General features: G+C 53.0%; 16 protein-coding genes. 11 read left to right on the top strand and 5 right to left on the bottom strand.

All coding sequences use genetic code 11. The annotated features are described in order from the left end of the window. Nucleotides 1–2 precede the first annotated feature (2 nt). Nucleotides 3–1,148 carry a coenzyme F420-0:L-glutamate ligase gene (gene cofE, locus MCON_RS14460; protein WP_232844301.1) on the top strand — a complete coding sequence of 382 codons (1,146 nt, stop codon included), beginning with the start codon at nt 3–5 and terminating at the stop codon, nt 1,146–1,148. Nucleotides 1,149–1,209: 61 nt separating this feature from the next. On the opposite strand, the gene MCON_RS14455 is transcribed toward cofE, so the two are convergent. Together MCON_RS14455 and MCON_RS14450 are read right to left on the bottom strand one after the other, a co-directional pair. After that, the gene (locus MCON_RS14455; protein WP_013720679.1) at nt 1,210–2,580 is read right to left on the bottom strand and encodes a (Fe-S)-binding protein; all 1,371 of its coding nucleotides are present in this window, start codon (nt 2,578–2,580) and stop codon (nt 1,210–1,212) included. A 1-nt stretch (nt 2,581) separates the two neighbouring features. After that, nucleotides 2,582–3,334 carry a heterodisulfide reductase gene (locus tag MCON_RS14450; RefSeq protein ID WP_013720678.1) on the bottom strand — a complete coding sequence of 251 codons (753 nt, stop codon included), beginning with the start codon at nt 3,332–3,334 and terminating at the stop codon, nt 2,582–2,584. 270 nt (nt 3,335–3,604) lie between these two features. On the opposite strand from MCON_RS14450, the gene MCON_RS16370 reads away from it, so the two are divergent. The 7 genes from MCON_RS16370 (at nt 3,605) to MCON_RS14415 (ending at nt 10,670) form a co-directional block, all read left to right on the top strand. After that, nucleotides 3,605–4,093 (top strand): hypothetical protein, encoded by a 489-nt coding sequence (locus tag MCON_RS16370; RefSeq protein WP_162145029.1) that lies wholly within the window; start codon nt 3,605–3,607, stop codon nt 4,091–4,093. Between the two features lie 186 nt (nt 4,094–4,279). Continuing rightward, nucleotides 4,280–5,860 carry an ABC transporter substrate-binding protein gene (locus tag MCON_RS14440; protein WP_394296221.1) on the top strand — a complete coding sequence of 527 codons (1,581 nt, stop codon included), beginning with the start codon at nt 4,280–4,282 and terminating at the stop codon, nt 5,858–5,860. A gap of 223 nt (nt 5,861–6,083) precedes the next feature. Then, nucleotides 6,084–6,542, top strand: a complete 459-nt coding sequence (gene tsaA / locus MCON_RS14435; protein ID WP_013720675.1) for a tRNA (N6-threonylcarbamoyladenosine(37)-N6)-methyltransferase TrmO — start codon at nt 6,084–6,086, stop codon at nt 6,540–6,542. 67 nt (nt 6,543–6,609) lie between these two features. Then, on the top strand, nt 6,610–7,593 hold the full coding sequence (locus tag MCON_RS14430; protein WP_013720674.1) for an ABC transporter permease: 984 nt from the start codon (nt 6,610–6,612) through the stop codon (nt 7,591–7,593). Continuing rightward, nucleotides 7,583–8,545, top strand: coding sequence for an ABC transporter permease (locus MCON_RS14425; protein ID WP_013720673.1), 963 nt, complete (start codon nt 7,583–7,585; stop codon nt 8,543–8,545). The genes MCON_RS14430 and MCON_RS14425 overlap by 11 nt, the downstream gene beginning before the upstream one ends. Next, nucleotides 8,539–10,434, top strand: coding sequence for an oligopeptide/dipeptide ABC transporter ATP-binding protein (locus tag MCON_RS14420; RefSeq protein WP_013720672.1), 1,896 nt, complete (start codon nt 8,539–8,541; stop codon nt 10,432–10,434). Before MCON_RS14425 ends, MCON_RS14420 begins: the two co-directional genes overlap by 7 nt. Then, nucleotides 10,419–10,670 (top strand): hypothetical protein, encoded by a 252-nt coding sequence (locus MCON_RS14415; protein WP_013720671.1) that lies wholly within the window; start codon nt 10,419–10,421, stop codon nt 10,668–10,670. Before MCON_RS14420 ends, MCON_RS14415 begins: the two co-directional genes overlap by 16 nt. A gap of 39 nt (nt 10,671–10,709) precedes the next feature. On the opposite strand, the gene MCON_RS14410 is transcribed toward MCON_RS14415, so the two are convergent. Both MCON_RS14410 and MCON_RS16365 read right to left on the bottom strand, forming a co-directional pair. Continuing rightward, nucleotides 10,710–11,198, bottom strand: coding sequence for a TspO/MBR family protein (locus tag MCON_RS14410; RefSeq protein WP_013720670.1), 489 nt, complete (start codon nt 11,196–11,198; stop codon nt 10,710–10,712). 213 nt (nt 11,199–11,411) lie between these two features. Continuing rightward, nucleotides 11,412–11,615, bottom strand: a complete 204-nt coding sequence (locus MCON_RS16365) for a hypothetical protein (RefSeq protein WP_157863849.1) — start codon at nt 11,613–11,615, stop codon at nt 11,412–11,414. 561 nt (nt 11,616–12,176) lie between these two features. Between MCON_RS16365 and MCON_RS14405 the strand changes: the two genes are divergently transcribed. Beyond that, nucleotides 12,177–12,491, top strand: coding sequence for a hypothetical protein (locus tag MCON_RS14405; RefSeq protein ID WP_013720669.1), 315 nt, complete (start codon nt 12,177–12,179; stop codon nt 12,489–12,491). Between the two features lie 523 nt (nt 12,492–13,014). Then, nucleotides 13,015–15,840, top strand: a complete 2,826-nt coding sequence (locus MCON_RS14400; RefSeq protein WP_157863848.1) for a hypothetical protein — start codon at nt 13,015–13,017, stop codon at nt 15,838–15,840. Between the two features lie 192 nt (nt 15,841–16,032). Here the strand turns inward: MCON_RS14400 and MCON_RS14395 are convergent, their stop codons facing one another. Then, a complete protein-coding gene (locus MCON_RS14395) occupies nt 16,033–16,620 on the bottom strand; it encodes a TATA-box-binding protein (protein WP_048132639.1) in 588 nt (195 codons plus the stop codon). A gap of 132 nt (nt 16,621–16,752) precedes the next feature. Between MCON_RS14395 and MCON_RS14390 the strand changes: the two genes are divergently transcribed. After that, a complete protein-coding gene (locus MCON_RS14390) occupies nt 16,753–17,841 on the top strand; it encodes a class I SAM-dependent methyltransferase (protein WP_013720666.1) in 1,089 nt (362 codons plus the stop codon). The last annotated feature ends 22 nt before the right edge of the window (nt 17,842–17,863 follow it).

The raw sequence follows: 17,863 nt of genomic DNA, 5'->3' as shown, positions 1-17,863 counted from the left end.
TTTTGGGAATTAAATCGGACTTGTTGATGCCGGGAGACGACCTTGTGGAGTTCCTGGTGCGAGCAATGAATAGGTCTGGTCAGGCCTTCCAGGATGGAGATATACTGGTCGTCTCCGAGAGCATCGTCGCCACCTCTGAGGGACGGGTGGTCGATCTGGATGAGATCCAGCCAGGCGATCTGGCCATATCTCTGGCTGGCCAGTACAAAAAAGACCCTCGAGAGATGGAGCTGATCCTCAGGGAGTCGGACGAGATCGTGGGAGGCATCCCGGGAGTGGTCCTGACATTGAACAATGGATTTCTCTTTCCCAATGCCGGTATCGACAACTCCAATGCCCCACCGGGTCATGTGGTCCTATTTCCCGCCGATCCCAAAGGCTCTGCCATAGCCATCCGGGAGAGAATGGCAAACGGAAAGAAGATCGGGGTGATAATCGGGGACAGTAGAACTCATCCTCTCAGGCTGGGCTGCGTTGGGGTAGCGCTGGCTTGCTCCGGTCTGGAGGCGGTGGTGGATGCCCGGGGGCAGAAGGATCTCTTCGGCAGAGAGCTCAAGATCACCCGCAAGGCCGTAGCCGACAATCTGGTATCCGCTGCTCAGATCGTGATGGGAGAGGGAGACGAGGGTATTCCAGCAGCGATAATAAGAGACTCCGGCGTTCCCATCAAGGAGGCTAGCGGCGAGATTCCCACCATTCCGCCAGCGGAATGCATGTATATCGGCGCTCTGGGGATCGGCCCCAGGCCATATGCCGGAGGATACGACCAATTGATCGAATGCGCCGGTCAGGCCATAGCCAGAGCATATGCTCCTTACTCCCGCTTCAGGGTCGGCGCTGCCCTTCTCACTAAAAAGGGAAACGTCTATTCCGCAGGGAACATAGAGAACGCCTCCACCGGCGCGGGGATATGCGCAGAGAGAGTAGCTATTTCTCAAGCTATAGCCTCAGGAGAGAGGGAGTTCGAGGCGATAGCGATAGTAGGAGACGGCTGCCAGCCTATATCCCCCTGCGGCATATGCAGGCAGAGCCTGATAGAGTTCGGAGAGGATATCATGGTGATAATGGCCAACTGCAAAGGAGATGCTCTGACCGCCTCCTCCCGTGACCTTCTTCCCCGGGCCTTCACAGGAAAGTGGCTGGAATAGAAATTTTTTTTCAAAAAATGTGAAAAAAAAGATGTCCGGAACTCCGGGCATCCTGATCTTTTCAGTGAGCCTCGCCCACCAGATCCTTGCCTGGCGCCTTGCGTTCCACGGTATCGATCTTGCACTCGACCGGGCCGCAGACCAGGACATCCTGCTCCTGGTATTTGGTGTAGGGATTCTCGGGGATGGTCATGTCCAGTCCCATGGATGCTGCCATCAGCTCCACCACGTCCAGGACCTTTATGGAGGACTTGGCATCGTTCCTGCCATCCATGATGTTCCTTCTGCAGAAGGGACAGGTGGATGAAATGACATCTGCCTTTACTTCCTCCCCATCCATCACTCTGGCCTTGGCCATATCCAGGGCCAGGTCGGGAATGCCTGCCTTGACGCCTCCGCCTGCGCCGCAGCATCTCTGCAGTTCCCTGTTACGTAGCATATCTTTGAACTTCAATCCGGGTATGGATTCAAGGCATTCCCTGGATGCTTCAAAGGCCCAATCCTTTCCGATCTCGTGCATCAGATGGCGGCCGTTATGGCAGGGGTCATGGTAGGTCACGGTGTAGTTCAGAGGAATTTTGTACTCCACCTCACCCTTTCTCAGCTTCTCCCTCAGGAAGACCGAGAGGGGCACGTTCTTGTAAGGGATGTAGCCCTCATACCACCTGGGCCAGTCAACGGTGGAATTCCTGATGCAGCCAGCACAGGCGAATAGCACAGTCTTCGCTCCCGCGTCCTTGAGGGCATCGACATTATGCACCGCATGCTCAGCCATTACCTCTCTCTGGCCAGTTCTGACCATGGCAGAGGCGCAGCACCATTCGTCCTTGCCCAGCATCGCGAAGTCCGCATTCAGCTTATTCAGGATCCTGACTGTGGCCACACCCAGGGCTTGCTGTCTGTATGCCGCAGTGCAGCCTGCGAAATATACGATCTCGCCGGATTCATCGACCTTTGCATCCTTGGGAACCCAGCACAAGCGGTCTTCTTGCTTGCCTTGATACGGATTTCGGTCTGCTTTGACCAGCTTGGGGAAGAAGGCTTGCTTGCCATAGGGCCCGTCCCCGCGAGCTACGAGGTTGGGGCGCATGGCCTCCCAGAGATCGACGGTCTTTATTCCCGCCTCGCAGACCGTTCCGCATACACCGCAGGTGGTGCAGTAGTACACATCCTCGGTGAAGAGCTTCATCTCGTCCTCTTCCAGGGGCTTGCCGCCGAAGATCTTAGCCCGCAGGCTGTGGTTTTTGGCCATCAGCTCTCTCCAGCGGGCGTTCTTGTACATGGGAGTGATTCCGGGACGATCCGGTCTGACGGCGAATGTCGGGCACCACTTCATACACTCCTGGCATCTGTTGCAGCCATCTACCTCCAGGAGCTGGGTGGAAATCATATAGCCCGTCATCAAGGGCTTTGATTCTTTGTTATCAGCCATTTTACTCTCCTCCTCGATTGGCTATCAGGGTCATCGGCGTGGCAATCACGTGGATGTACTTGCTCCAGGGCAGAATTAAGGCGAACAGACCAAGGGCGAGCAAGGTATGAATCAGAGCGAAGTGGGGCGCGTAGATGGGATACTCAAACATGTTCCCTACCAGGAAAGAGTTGCCGCGCATCCATTCAGCGTAAAATCCAGTTACGGTGATCAAGAAGACTGCTCCGATCAAGAGGGCATCGTATGCGCTGGTGTTGTCTCGCACGAACTTGATCAGGATCCTTCTGGATATGGCAATGGTGGAGCCGAATAGCAGAAGATATCCAAATACATCGAAGGGCAGCGCCATCATGCCTTTGACCATCTCAGCCTCATGAGCAAATCCGGCTAAATTGAAGTGCTCCACGATATCGAGCATGAGTCCAAGGCCGGAGAGTGCCGCCAGTGCCAGGAATCCATAAAACATGGACATATGCATTACCCATCGTACCGGGCTCCTGGCAAGAGTCCTCCTGAGAAGAAGAACATCAAGCACCACTGTCCTCAAAAATACCCAAATGCCGTCCTTAAATGCCTCATGAATCCAGGTGGCAAGGAATAACCAGAAGCTTCTGCGCAACGGGTCGTGGTAGCCGGTGGATCCGAGGCCCCATTTCTTAAAGTTAAAATATATACCATATATCCAAACAGCAAGTACAATAACTGTCAGGAGTATCACAAGTTCAAAGGTGAGGCCCAACGTGTAGAATGCCATCTCATATCCTCCTCGTTATATTTATCACTATATCGGTGCGTTACGACCATCATTTGTGACCAATTTACCTGTGAACTAATACTTAAATAATTCCCTAGCTGTAGGCCGAAATTCGTCTCAAATTAGAGCGAATGCTTATTTTGAGCAAGAACGAGCCTTCCTCATGAGCACAGAAAACGCATCTATTCATTCCCTTCCTGCCATCTTCAAAAACCAGCATAATAAGCCAGATCAAATGCAAAATAGCCTGCCCATATAATGCGAATTGGCATGGATGCTCGCGCATTAATGACTGATCCTAAAACGGAATTTCGGCTGCTCTGCGGACCATTTTGGCGGATCTGGGCAGATATTGCACCAGATCCATTGGCTTTGCAGGATTCACACCTATTAAAAAAGAGGTTTTTGACCTTTTTTCACGGAATTTGCGGCTTTTTCTTCCTGGGCAGTTGTGGACCCGGTTTTGGACCTGGAGGAAGATCCCAGGATCCTATTCTAACCGCTGTGCTGATTTCCATTCTATCCTCAGACGATACATCAAAACCTAGTCTATGCAAGGTTTTCCTCCCTAATTTGGAGATTCACTTTCTGCTATTCATATCTTTTCGGTATTTAACGAAATATTCCAAGACAATGATCGAATATAAAGCTTTCTCCCTGTTTTCCTCCATGTCATCTGCAGCCATCTTCTCTCAGGCATCCAGATTCTCTAATAAGACCGACAATATCCAGGGAGAAATCCTGCACCTTTCAGCATAGATTGAGGAAAACATGGAGGAGATAAGGTCCACAATCCATAAAGCTGGGAATAGGATTATACCTTTTTAAATTTTAAGCATACAAATTATCCATAAATGTATCTCATATTAGAAAAGCTCTTAAAATATGCGAGTATACTATTTTATCATAGGAGAATACTGAATGAAATTCACAAGAATTATGAATATGGCAATCGGGCCTCTTTGCAGCAGGGAGCATTCCGGCCTTGTATTGGCTGCTATGGCCCTGACGCTGCTAATGCTTGTCACCGCTCAGGGGTCGGATGATGAGACGGTCGAGACCCTCACCATAGCCGACTCCACTGGAGACTGGGGCTACCCATCGCCCTACGGCCATTACTCCCGCGGTCCGGGCTACATCCGCATGAGCCTGATATTCGATACTCTCATCTGGAAAGACGAGAACGGATTTGTCCCCGCTCTGGCAGAGAGCTGGGAGTACCTGGCAGATGAGAAGGCCTATGTATTTCATCTTCGCGATAAAGTGACCTGGAACGACAAAGAGCCATTCAGCGCCCAGGATGTGGCCTTTACAATCGATTATATCCAAGATCATCCCTATCAGTGGGTCGATTCGAGCACCATAGAGTCAGCAGAGGTCTTAGACGACCGGACGGTCAAGATCACTCTGACCGAGGAGTATGCCCCCTTCCTGGATCAGGTGGCAGGGACTCTGCCCATCCTTCCCGAGCATATCTATGATGGGGTAAGCGATCCGGCCAGCTTCATGGATTCGGAAGCCCTGACTGGAACCGGTCCATTCATGCTGAAGAGCTATGATAAGGCTCAGGGCAGCTATCTCTATGAGGCAAATGAGGACTACTACCAGGGTGCTCCCAGAACCAAGCAGATAAAGTTCATCAAAGTGAGCCAGGAGATGGCATCAGCAAGCCTGGAAAAGGGAGATGTCGATGCGGCTGCAGTTCCCGGAGAGACGGTAGACAGCCTCAAGGATGATGGCTTTGCCGTAATAAAAGGCAATCATGACTGGGTGGCCAAGATCATGGTCAACCACAATAAAGAGCCATTCTCCGATATCAAATTCAGGCAGGCCCTTTACTATGCAATAGACCGGGATGACCTGGTGAAGACAGGCCTGAGAGGCTATGGCCTGGAGGGAAGCGCGGGACTTTATGCCTCCGACAACGATTGGCATAACCCGAGCCAAGAAGAGTATGCTCATGATCCCGCCAGGACAGGAAAGCTGCTGGAGGAGCTGGGTTACGCAATGGACGGAGAAGGAGAGTATTATTCTATCGATGGCTATCCTGATGGAATAGAGCTCCTGGCTACAGCGGATACCGAGCGCCAGGCTGAGCTGATCAAAAAGCATCTCGAGGATGCCGGCATCAAGATCAATCTGCGTAGCGTTGACTCCAAAACCCTGGACAGCCTGGTCGGAGAGTGGAAATACGATCTCGCTCTCAGCGGCCATGGTGGCCTTGGTGGCGATCCGGCGATCTTGAATAAGGTAGTCTCGGATATGGTCAGCTTCAACAGCGCCCGTTACGACAAGAATTCGGATCTCAATGAAGCTCTGAAAGGTCAGCTGGCTGAGATGGATCCCGCCAAGAGAAAGGATCTGGTCGATTCTGCCCAGGAACTGATAGCCGAGGATATTCCCGCCCTGCCCCTGTACTACACCGATAGCTATTGGGCATCGAATGATCTGGTCTCCTTCTACTTCACCTATGGAGGTGTTGGAAGCGGTGTTCCCATCGCTCTGAATAAGATGGCATTCGTCTAGCTGCCAGATCAGCTCAGTTCGGAGATGATATCTCGAATACCCGTGATCTCCGTCCGGATTGGAAGGCTGCGGCAGATCGGTCGCAGCAGACTCTTTTTCTCCGGGGCTGCAATACGCCCATCAATCGCAATAGTCTTAAATGATAAACCAATTCATGTTGCAGATAACAATCAATCCAAATAAAGCATGGATATTAGCACGAAAAGCGTTGATGATGATTTAAATGGCTGAAGAAATAAGTCCCATGCTGCTCTTTCCGATGGGAGTGATTCACACCCCGTATAAGAGACGAGGGGATATCCCCCGTCAGGGCAGGCTCTCAGAGGAGATATGCCAGATCGAGGTCTTTCCCGAATATGAGGAGGGCTTGAAGGATATAGAGCAATGCACCCACCTGTTCATCCTGTTCTGGCTGCATCTGGGGGACAGAAAGAGGCTGCTTGCCACCCCGCCCACCAGCAAGGGAGAGCATGGGGTATTTGCCACCCGTTCTCCCAACAGGCCAAACCCAATTGCTATTGATATCGTCCAGCTGCTGAAGGTCGAGGGAAACCGGCTCACGGTAAAGGGAATGGATGCCCTTGATGGCTCAGTCCTTCTGGACATCAAGCCTTATTCCGCAGAGATGGATTCGTTCCCTGATGTCAGGATAGGCTGGCAGAACGATAAGGGCAAGAGTTGAATGGAATGGCACTAGCCGGTCGATGTTCGATGGCGAAATGATGGCGGATTTCCAGTGAGGCACGAAGATGTCAAATGAGGGAAGAAAGAGGGGAGGGGCTCTAAGCTACATTATAGCTCTGCTGGCCATATTCGCCCTCAACTTCATCCTGCCCCGTATGATGCCCGGCAACCCTTTGCAGGCCATATATGGAGACGAAGCCCTGGTAGCCATGACTCCTCAGATGGAGGTCCACCTAACCGAGCTCTTCGCCCTGGACAAATCCTGGTCGGAGCAGATGGTCGCCTATGTCCTCGCTCTCCTGCAGGGCAACCTCGGCTTCTCTTACTACTATAAGGATGAGGTCTCCTCAGTCATCATGGGTGCTCTTCCCTGGACTCTGCTCCTCGTAGGCCTGTCCTTGCTGATAGCCACCGTGGTGGGCGTGATGCTGGGAATCGAGTCCGGATACCGCCGGGGTGAGAGAATAGACAGGGGACTGTTAGCCGGGCTCATGCTCCTGGGCGGCCTTCCCGACTTCTTTTTAGGAATTGTCCTCCTGCTCATATTCGGGGTTAGCCTGAACCTTTTTCCCCTGTCCGGCGCTCTCACCCCCTACTCCGGCCTGGAAGGCTTCCCTTTGGTCGCAGATATCGCAAGGCATCTCGCCCTGCCCCTGGCCGCTCTGGTTTTAGTGGATCTGGGCGGCATCTATCTTCTCACCAGAAACACCGTTGTCACCATATTAAAGGAGGGATTCATGCTCACCGCCCGGGCCAAGGGCTGCTCTGAATTCTGCCTGCGCTATTCACATGCAGGAAGAAACGCCCTCTTGCCCGTGACCACCGCTACCGGCCTGCGCATTCCTCAGCTGATCACAGGCGCGCTGTTCATCGAGATAATCTTCTCTTATCCCGGCCTCGGACTGATGCTCCGAACCGCTTTGGATGCGCGAGACTATCCCCTGATCCAGGGAATACTCCTCTTGGTGACGGTCACCGTTCTTTTCGCCAATCTGTTTGTCGACCAAATCTACAAGAGGCTTGACCCGAGGACCAGATATGCACATTGACCTCGGCCATGAAATCAGGCACGATAGGATGGCGCTCCTGGGCATCCTGGTGCTGGCAGCGATCTTGCTTATGGCCATATTCGCGCCCCTTCTCTCCCCCTATTCACCCACCGAGTACACCGGCAGGATATTCAGTTCCCCCTCGAATGATCATCTTCTGGGCACAGACTCCATGGGCCAGGACATCTGGACCAGATTGCTCTTCGGGGCGAGAACCTCCCTCTTGGTGGCAGCATCTGTGGCCCTGCTTGCCTCTTCCCTTAGCGTCTTGATCGGAGCCTCCTCCGCGCTGGTGGGCGGGCTCTATGAGCGCTTCTGGATGAGAATAGTGGATGTGATGATCTCCCTTCCCACAATCATTGTGATGATTCTGATTGCGGCCTACTTCAGGCCAAACCTGCCACTATTGATCTTGCTGATATCTGCCTTCTCCTGGCCAGGAGGAGCGAGAATCGTGCGCTCCCAGGTCCTCACCCTGAAGGAGCGGATGCATATCTATGCCGCAAGGACCTTTGGAGCGGACCAGAGGCATATACTCAAGAACCATATAGTGCCCGATATCTCTCCCATCATCGCCTCCATGATGATCCAGGATGCCAGGAGGGCGGTATTCATGGAGGCGGGGCTGGCATTTCTTGGAGTCTCAGATCCGCTGATCATCAGCTGGGGGAAGATGATGCACCAGGCATTGGCCTTCACCTATCTTGATGTATGGAAGTGGTGGCTGCTTCCCACTGGCATCTTTCTGTCGCTCACCCTGGTGAGCCTGAGCTTTTTGGGAGTGAGCCTGGAGGCAGCCATGGACCCCAGGCTGTGCAGACATGAGCACGAGCACGGACACGAGCATGTGCATGAAAACTGGAATGATGATGTGAACGAGCGCGAATATGGGAATGAAAGAGAAGAGAATGAGAATGGGGAGGTTGGCTCTTTGGAGGCTGGCGGATGCTGAGCATCAGAGGCCTTAGGGTCACGATGGCGAGGACGGAGATCCTCAGGGGAATAGATCTGGATATCGATAAGGGCGATTGCCTGGCCATTATCGGCGAGTCCGGAGCGGGAAAGAGCACCCTGGGCCTCTCCATTATGGGCCTCCTCTCAAAGGGAGCAGCCAGGGGAGAGGTGCTGCTGAATGGCAGGGATCTGTTCCGGATCACAGAGGATGAGCTTCGCCAGCTGCGGGGAGGAGAGATGGCCATGGTATTTCAGAATATCGAAGATGCTCTTGATCCAGTGCAGCGGGTGGGGGATCAGATCATAGAGGCCATATCCATTCATCAAAAAGGACTGCAGTGCTTGCTGGAGTTAGGAAGCCTTGGGAGATTGAAGGGGCTGAGAGGATTGAAGGGAGGGGAGGAATCGAGGGGAGAGAGAAGTTTCCAGTCCGGGATGATCCGTCTCCTCCGGGCGGTAGGCCTGAGCGAAGAGAAGGCTGTTGCCTACCCCCACCAGCTGAGCGGGGGAGAGAAGCAGAGGATCTCCATCGCCATGGCCCTGGCCAATGATCCCGATCTTCTGATACTGGATGAGCCCACTGCGTCCCTGGATGCCATGACCAAGATGGATATCATCCGCCTACTCCAATCAGCTCTGCACTGCAGGATGTCCCTTCTGATTACCCATGACATTTCGCTGGCGCAGAGGCTGGCTAATCGGCTGGCGGTCCTCTATGCCGGCAGGATAGTAGAGACCGGAGATGCACAAGAGATCATGAAAAATCCCGCTCATCCCTACACCCGCGGCCTTATCCGCTCCTATCCGGCCATGAACCGGGCCAAAGATCTGCAGGGCATTCCGGGAATGATGAGCCATGGCCTCGAAGGCTGTCCATTTCACGATCGCTGCACTCAGAGGATAGAGATCTGCAAGACCCTGGTCCCGCTCCTCCAGGAGGTGAAAGGAAGGTTCGTCGCCTGCCACCGGGGTGGGATTGTGCCCCTGCTTGAGGTCCGGGACCTGGGCGTCTCATTTGACTCCTATTCCGCTCTATCCGGAGTGGATTTGACTCTTTATGAGGGAGAGACATTGGCGGTGGTGGGGGAGAGCGGCTCAGGAAAGACCACTCTCTCCAGGGCCATCATGGGCCTGTGCCAGCAAAGCTCTGGCGAGGTCTTCCTGGAAGGGAATAAGCTTGGCAAAAGGGATGTCTCTTTTTACAGCCGGGTGCAGATGATCTTTCAGAATCCCAAGGAGTCTGTGAGCCACCGCATGACGGTATTGGATGCAGTTCTCGAGCCCCTGAATGTGATGCGCAGGGGAAGCCCTGAGGAGAGGGTGGACAGGGCAAAAGAGGTGATAAGACAGGCGGAGCTGCCAATAAGCGATCGATTTTTGGCGAAGTATCCCCATCAGCTGAGCGGGGGAGAGGTGCAGAGGGTGGCGATAGCCAGGGCCCTGGCCCTCAGGCCAAAGCTCTTGATTGCCGATGAGCCCACCTCGGCGCTCGATCCCAGCGTGCAGGCGAAGATCCTCAAGCTCCTCATGAATCTGCAGGAGAGGATGGGCCTTGGCATTCTGCTTGTTACCCATGACATAGCAGTGGCCAGGAAGGCGAGCGACCGGATAGCAGTGCTGCTGAAAGGCAGGATTGTGGAGGAAGGGGCTACGGATGATATTCTCTCCAATGCTGTCGATCCCTACACCAGAGGGCTGATAGAGAGCGCCTGTGGGGAATTTGACATGAGAGAGAAGAGAGGCTCGCTGAAAGATGGGACGATGGATGGTCGGGTGGGCAGGGAGATAGATGGTCAGACGGGTGGAGTGATGGAGGACCGAGCTGCTGGCAAGATTGGGGATGAAAATCAAGATACCGATAAAGAGGAGTTATGGACCACGACTTAAAAGCGACAGTTGAGTTTCACGGGCGGATCATCAAAGCTCCAGATGATGAGCTGCTCAGCGCGGATACGGTCCAAATCCCTCCGCCCAGGAAGGCTCAGATTCATCCCACATTTGGATGCCAGGTGTGTGGCGAGGGATTCACGGAGATCTGCGGCCGGACCGCAAGTGGATTGGCAGTATGCATGGATTGCTTTAAGAAGCTGACTGAGAGAAATGCATGGCCAGAAAGGGTATGACCGGTGAAAGCATAACCGGTCATGACTTTTGAGCCAAGCTTATGGATTGAGCACCATTATGTTGTAGTTCAGAGCCATGGCAAAGCTCACCCAGAGGATGTATGGGACGAGCAGCAGGGCGGCGTTCCTCGAGACCTGCCAGAACTTGAATATGGTCAGCAGTATCATCAGCCAGAGCAGCACTATCACTATCAATCCGTAATAGGGAGACCTCAAGCCGAAGAATGCACCCGACCAGGCGATATTGAATACGAACTGAAGGGCAAATATGTAGATCGCCGCCTTCACCTCCGGGCGGTCAAGGCCCTCCCGCCAGACGAGAAACAGTGAGATTCCCATCAGTGTGAACAGGATTATCCATACCACTGGTATCAATCCGTCCGGTGGGGCAAACCAGGGCTTGACCATGGTGGGATACCAGGTCTTCACCGACATGTTGGTGAAGACCGAGCCGGATGAGCCCACCGCCTGGCAGATGATTATACATAAGATAAGCTTTAGGATATCGTTCTTTCCCATATTTTTCATCGCTTCCTCCTTTGTACTTCACGCACACACGCTTTTTTTGCTTTGATCGGCGGGATAGACTGTTGGGTAATATTAGAATGGAAGATATTTATAGGTAACCGGGATATTTTAAAAAGGGGGTGTAATGAAATGAGCGCATGGAGGGTTTAAAAGCTCTGCAAATGAGGATTCATTTTGACACTACGCTAGTCGTATGTGTGCCAGAACCAGATATCATTTCCAAAGAGATCGAAGAGCCTTCCTCCTCGGACTTTGATCTTTGGCAAGCTTCTCCGCTGCTGCACCTTTATCAATAGAGACGATCCTGTCGCCCTCGCTATCGTCCTCGACATCAGTCCCCTGGGCTAACGCTGATCCGATCATCAGCGCCATACATGCGATTACCAGACCAAAAATGCTCAATCTCGTTTCAGTCAATCCTGTGGCCTCAAATTAGAGGTCGGCAATTTAGATCAATAGATAATCTTTTTGTGTAGTGCGCCCAGCTTTAAGCAGCCGAATCTGGGTGGAGCGAAAGGAAGAGGTGTGCCCTGGCTATGGCAGACCTGCCAGGGTATAACAACAGTTAGTTATTGGTAAAGGAGGCCTAACTGGCTGCTGTAGCTCTTCAATGAAAGTTAATATTACTTATTAATAAACCTTTCCGTTATTGTAATATACAAGTCCGGTATAGTCTAAATCCTTTTCGAGCGGTGTTTTCTGCGAATAGATCAAGCTGCTTCAGGTCATGATTTGAGATATACCACTACCAGATGTCTGAGAAGCAGGGATCGCATGGCTTGGTAATATTAATTAGACAAAAAGACATAAATATTCATAAGACTATAGCTAATATAACGAAGGGCCTCTTGACTTAATCATCAGGGAGAAGTCAAGCCCCTCCCAGCCCTTCGCCCTCCTTCACGTGACAATGGGATGGCGGCTTTCCTTCTCGGCCATTATCCCATTGGCACCTTGGACTGTCTAGGAGAGGCTAAAATGAGGGTAAGGAATTGGTATAAGAGCGACGGATGGGGCGCGTTCAGAGAATTTTGCATTGAGAACAGGTACGACCTGATCTCAGCAAAGCAGATCGATGAGCCTGAGCCAGTCAAAGGAGCACTTTACGACTATCGTTTCTGGCCCATATCAACAGCAGGTGTCTTTATTCTCTTGGCATATACGGTAATTCATCCTGCATTCTACCCTTGGGACGAGCTGGAGAGTCTGCATTATATGGGCCCATCTACAATGTGGCCCTCAAGCTATCTATGGCCGGACCGAGCCAAACCCGGATTAATAGAGCAGAATTAATGTGATACAACACTAACCTATTTATTATAAAGGCGAAGAGGATGAGCTACCAGATCTAGTTCCGAACGGTCATCGAATGCATCAATTGGCCCTCGACTTTTGCCGCTTTGGCTCGGCTGCAGATTGCTCGCATATCTATAGGATACTTTCCCTATATATCTAATTGAGATCTACGTCCCAGAGATTCTCCGGATACCAACCATTTAACCTTATAATTAGCCTCGATTGCGCACATGCAGACGGGCTAGGATCCAGTAAGCTAGAAAAGGCGCTGCCCTGCCAGCGCTAGATCTGGGAGAGGCCATTTTCTTCTATCATTCTCTGTCTCCTCCGCATCCCGGACAGAGTTATATAAATACCTGATTCGTACAAGAATTGAATATCTATAGGATCCAAGTAGGAGGGCGAAGAGAATATGATAGGTCAGAGATTGCTCATTTGTTTGCTGTTTATGGCTGCACTTTTTCCGGCGGCAGCAGGTGACGAGACAAGTCCACCGGAAGTGTCATCTCCGGGAGGCTGGATGGAAGACATAAATCCCGCAGACTATGCGCTGCTGGCAGCGGACTTAAAAGATCCCTTCAAGTTTGAAGGAGAGATCAACGCCCAGGCCAGCAGCACTGGCTTTGCGATCACCACCAGCAAAGGGCTGGAGAGACAGAACGTCTCCTTTCTGGAGCTGACGCAAGAGGTTAGCATCGAGGGCATGCCAGAGGATTGCAGGGGCTTTCTGTCGCTTTACGTTGCGGTCTTCGATAGCTCAGAGAAGGCTGAAGCATTCTGCCAGGAGCATTTCCAGGACTTCGGCTTCACTGAGGACTTCTCCGGCTACACTCCCGGCTACAACGGCCTGGGAGATCCGCGGTTAGAAGGAAAGGGAGCATCGAGCACAGGAGGCCATATCGTCCAGTTCGAGAACATGGTGGCCAGGATCTATGAGCTGGGTTGTATTAACGAGATTCCGAAAGGAAGCGTGGACGCCTTCGCCAGGCTGTGGCTGGACAAAGTCAGCAAGATCAAATCTCCTGAGAAACCAGATCTGCACCTGGACCCGGATCACATCTACCTTTCATATCATAAGGATAACAATCTCCTGCAAACGGAAATCTCTGCAGACAGCCAGGCAGTGGCAGTAGAAGTCAAGAACATGGGGACAGTTGAGGCCAAAGACGTGCGTGTTCAGCTATACCTGAAAAAGGGCGAAGATCTACAGCCCATAGGCCAGCCGGCTTATGTGGGAGACATCCCCGCCGGGTCCACCAAGTCAGGAACCGCATTCTGGGACCTGGAAGGGAAAAACGCTGAAGGAGCGATTCTGCAGGCCCAGGCCTTCATGCTGAACGAAAAAGATGCTATTGAAGAGGACAACAACGCCTCGATTACAGTCAACATCTACTATGCCTATAACGGCAACAGAGCTTACAGCTGGATCGATGATACCTATAGGTTCGACAATTACGGCTTCGAGGGCAGGGAGACTGAAGAGATGGTAGAAGGGCTCTTGGCCACAGTAGTAGGAAACATGCAGGCAGATGGGAATTTCCTTTCGGCCATGCAGAGGCTGCTCTTTCCCTCGACCTTCATGAGGTTCTGGAACTATTCAATAGAGAGCATGGATGTGGGCGCTGGAGGGCACTGCTACGGTATGGCCGCCACCTCGGCCCTGTATTTCACGGACAGGGGATCCAGCCCTCTATCAAAACCCACCTCGCAGATGAGCCTGGAGGAGGCATCCACCAACATTGCCATCTATCACCGGGCGCAGATGCTGCCCCTATGGACGGCTATGATCAGCGACTTCCGGTTCTTCCAGAGGGATCAGTCGCCGGCCAAGTGTCATCAGGCGGTGAAAGACGCCCTCAAGGACTCGCGTGAGCCAGTGATAATCGAGTTCTTCGGCCGGATAGGCAACAAAACTGCCGGTCACGCCGTCTTGGCCTACAAGCTGATCGAGGTACAGGGGCGCGAGCCGGTGATCTACGTCTATGACCCCAACTTCCCAGTGTCCAAGGCCAAGCCGCCCCGGTCCATGCCGCAAATAACCCTGGAAATCTCCAATAACAACTGGAAAAATCCAGCTTACATGGGCTACATGTGGGCTTATGCCAGCGCCATCTCCGCCCATCCGGTCTTCAGGCAGATTCCGCTGGAGGATGTGAATGCTCTGGTTCCTTCCCTTAAGAAGAGCCTTTACGAAATGGCAGAGGTTCTGAGGAAGGCTAACGCCATCATGGCGGTGCTGAGATGTCCTGCGGACGCGGTCTTCACGGATGTTCAGGGCAGGCAAACGGGCATTGTTGACGGCCAGATCATAAACGAGATTCCCGGCGCAGAGGTGCTGGCCGATGGCGATGTGGAGATCTACATGCTCCCGGCAGAAGGCAGTTATTCTCTCTTTATCGACGCTACCGATCAGGGCATGGTGGATCTGGATGTGATCAGGACCGAGGATGAATCAGCGGGCATCACCTCCTTCCAGGACATGGCTGTTCAGACCGGAGCGCAGATGACCGGCACAATTCAGGCCGGAGGAGAGATCGCAAACCTGCAGTCCGGCTCGGAATCGATACCGCCAAGCCTGGACACAACTGTTGACCTGAGCGGCTTTGCTGGCGAGGCCCTAGATAAGGATCCGGCCGAGGGCTCCACCTCAGACAGTGAGGTCGAGGCCCAGGAAGAGCTGATAATGGAGATCAATACCCTGGGAGGAGTCGGCAACGCTCCCACCAGTCCGGTGCAGTTCACCCTGGACCGTCCCTACACGATCACCAGGATTCGCACCTATCACTGGAACTACGGCTCCGGCCAGACTCCGGGAACAATAGCCATTCAGGATGCTTCCGGCAATCAATACGGGCCGTGGGCGGCCACCGGAGAGCTGGGAATGGGAGGAGTTCAGGATGCCTATTGGGTGGTAGAGCCCGGAGCGGTACTGCCGTCCGGCGTCTATACTCTGGTTGACTCCGATCCCGATACCTGGTCGCAGAACAGCGAGACGGGCGGCAGGGGAGTCGCTCATATCTGGGGGATTCCCAGCCAGAGTGAGGAGGGGACCGTCCAGTCCTGCGACTGGAGCGGCACCTGGAACACAGATTGGGGGACGATGCAGCTTCAGCAGTCCGGCGATAAGGTGACCGGGAACTACACCCACGATCAGGGGCGAATAGACGGGACGGCATTCGGAAGCCAGCTGGTTGGCACCTGGTCCGAGGCTCCCTCATACAGCCCGCCGGATGATGGCGGAGATCTGGAAATCGTGATGTCGGAGGACTGTCAATCCTTCTCCGGCAGCTGGAGGTACGGATCGGAGGGCGGCTGGTCCGGAGGCTGGATCGGGTCACGCCAGTGAATCTCAGGGCCTGGTGTTTCAGAAGCCGGGCCCAAATTTTTAGACTCCAATGATCGCCAGACGGCGGCTGACGGATGCTGGCTGGCCCTGATGATGCTGGGAATCCTTGTAGGAGAATTTGGTGTCTTCACAGGCTGTCAGGTGCTCCTGCATGAAATGGAGCCATTTATGCAACAAGCTTTTAGAATATGGCTATGCCCCTGCTATCTGTTGCTCCGATCCGGATGATGAAAGCAGTCCCATGTCTTCGAGCCCCTTCCTGATGACCTGCACGCCTTCCTCGCAGTCATTTACAGTTTTGCCTCCTGTTACCACCAGCTTGCCGGAGCTGAATACGAGCACTACGACCTTGGGCTTCTTGACTCTGCAGACCACACCAGGAAACTGCTCCGGCTCATATTCGACGTTCTCCATGCCCATGCCCAGGACGACGGCGTTCAGATTCAAATCGACCTTAAAATCTGCTGTGGCCACAATGTTCTGAACTATTATCTCGGGCTCTGAATAGATGTTCTCGATGCCTATGGACTTGAGCGTCTCGGCCAGGGTGATGATGACCCTGCGAATATCCTCAATGTTCTTGGCTCCGGTGCATACTATCTTGCCAGAAGTAAATATAAGAAAAGCAGCTTTAGGGGCCTTGACTCTATAGACGAGGCCGGGAAACTTCTCTTTTTTGTATTCGGCACCCTCAAGCTCGGCCTCAATCTTATACAGATCAAATTCATCTGCCAGCTTGGTGGATGCCACCACGTTCTCTACATTCATTGTGGACCCCATAGACAAACAATTTCGAGGTCATCTTAAATCTTCGTGTTGGTCCTGAGTCACATAATGGTCTCGCTGATGAGAAAAAGTTTTGGGTAGGAGCTTTATCGAGCTTAGCTGCAGAATAGAAGACTGGAGTGGAGCATGGACGCATCCAAGGTCCTCAAAAAACATGCATTTCTCAGGATAGACATATTAACAGTGCGGCTCTATCGCTCTCTAATGGCGGACGAATCCCTGGGGATAAAAGTTGAGCGAAAGAATGGCGAGCGATTCAGGCGGGCTCTGGTGGATTTGAAGGCATTTGACCCTGGCCGAAAGATTTGCTCGGATGGGTCCCAGATCTATCTGCCTGTGCGGGAGCTGTCCGAAAAGGAAGCAGAAAAGCTGCGGCTGGTAGCAGATTATGATGTCGTGAATTTTGGATTCGTGCCCGAAGAGAAGATCCTGACCCCAGAGGACATTCTGGGCTTTAGGCCCAGCTTTGAGATCGTGGGCGATATCGCCATGATAGAGGACCTGGAGGAGGGAGAGGCAGAGAGGGTTGCCTCAGCCCTTATGTCCTCCAGCAATAGCATCAAGACGGTGATAGCCCCCATCTCTGATGTGGAAGGAGAGTACCGCACCCGTCGCTATCGGCACGTAGCAGGGGAGGAGAGGACCACCACCACCCATAAGGAGCACGGGCTGCGCTATCGTATAGACCTGGAGGGAGCCTATTTCACTCCCCGTCTGGGAACGGAGAGGCTGAGGATAGCGAGCCTGGTCGGGCCCACTGACGTCGTCCTGGACATGTTCGCCGGGGTGGGGCCGTTCTCCATTCTCATGGCCAAGAGATGTAGGTGGGTGGTGGCCATGGACAAGAATCCGGTAGCTGTTCAATATCTGCGAGAGAACGCCCGGCTGAATAAGGTGGAGAACATCGATATCCTGGAGGGGGATGCAAATGAGATCGCACTGCGATACCAGAATGCAGCGGATCATGTTATCATGAACCTCCCCCATAGTGCATCCCTCTTCCTGCCTGCTGCCATCGGGGCGGCAAAGCCGGGAGGGATCGTCCACTACTACTGCATTTCTCCTGAGGACGACCTCTACCGGGACGAATTGCTGATAAGGGAGGCAGCGGAGAAGATGAGCGCGGGGATAGAGGTGCTCTGCGAGAGCATTGTGAGAAGCTATGCCCCTCACAGGCTCAATGTGGTGATAGACTTCAGGGTCAAGAAGCTTTAGTGAAGCTCTGTTTGGTTCCCTG

Source organism: Methanothrix soehngenii GP6, from assembly GCF_000204415.1.
GTDB lineage: Archaea > Halobacteriota > Methanosarcinia > Methanotrichales > Methanotrichaceae > Methanothrix > Methanothrix soehngenii.
The sequence above is the reverse complement of the archived record's forward strand: the minus strand, read 5'-3'. Positions and strand labels throughout refer to the sequence as shown.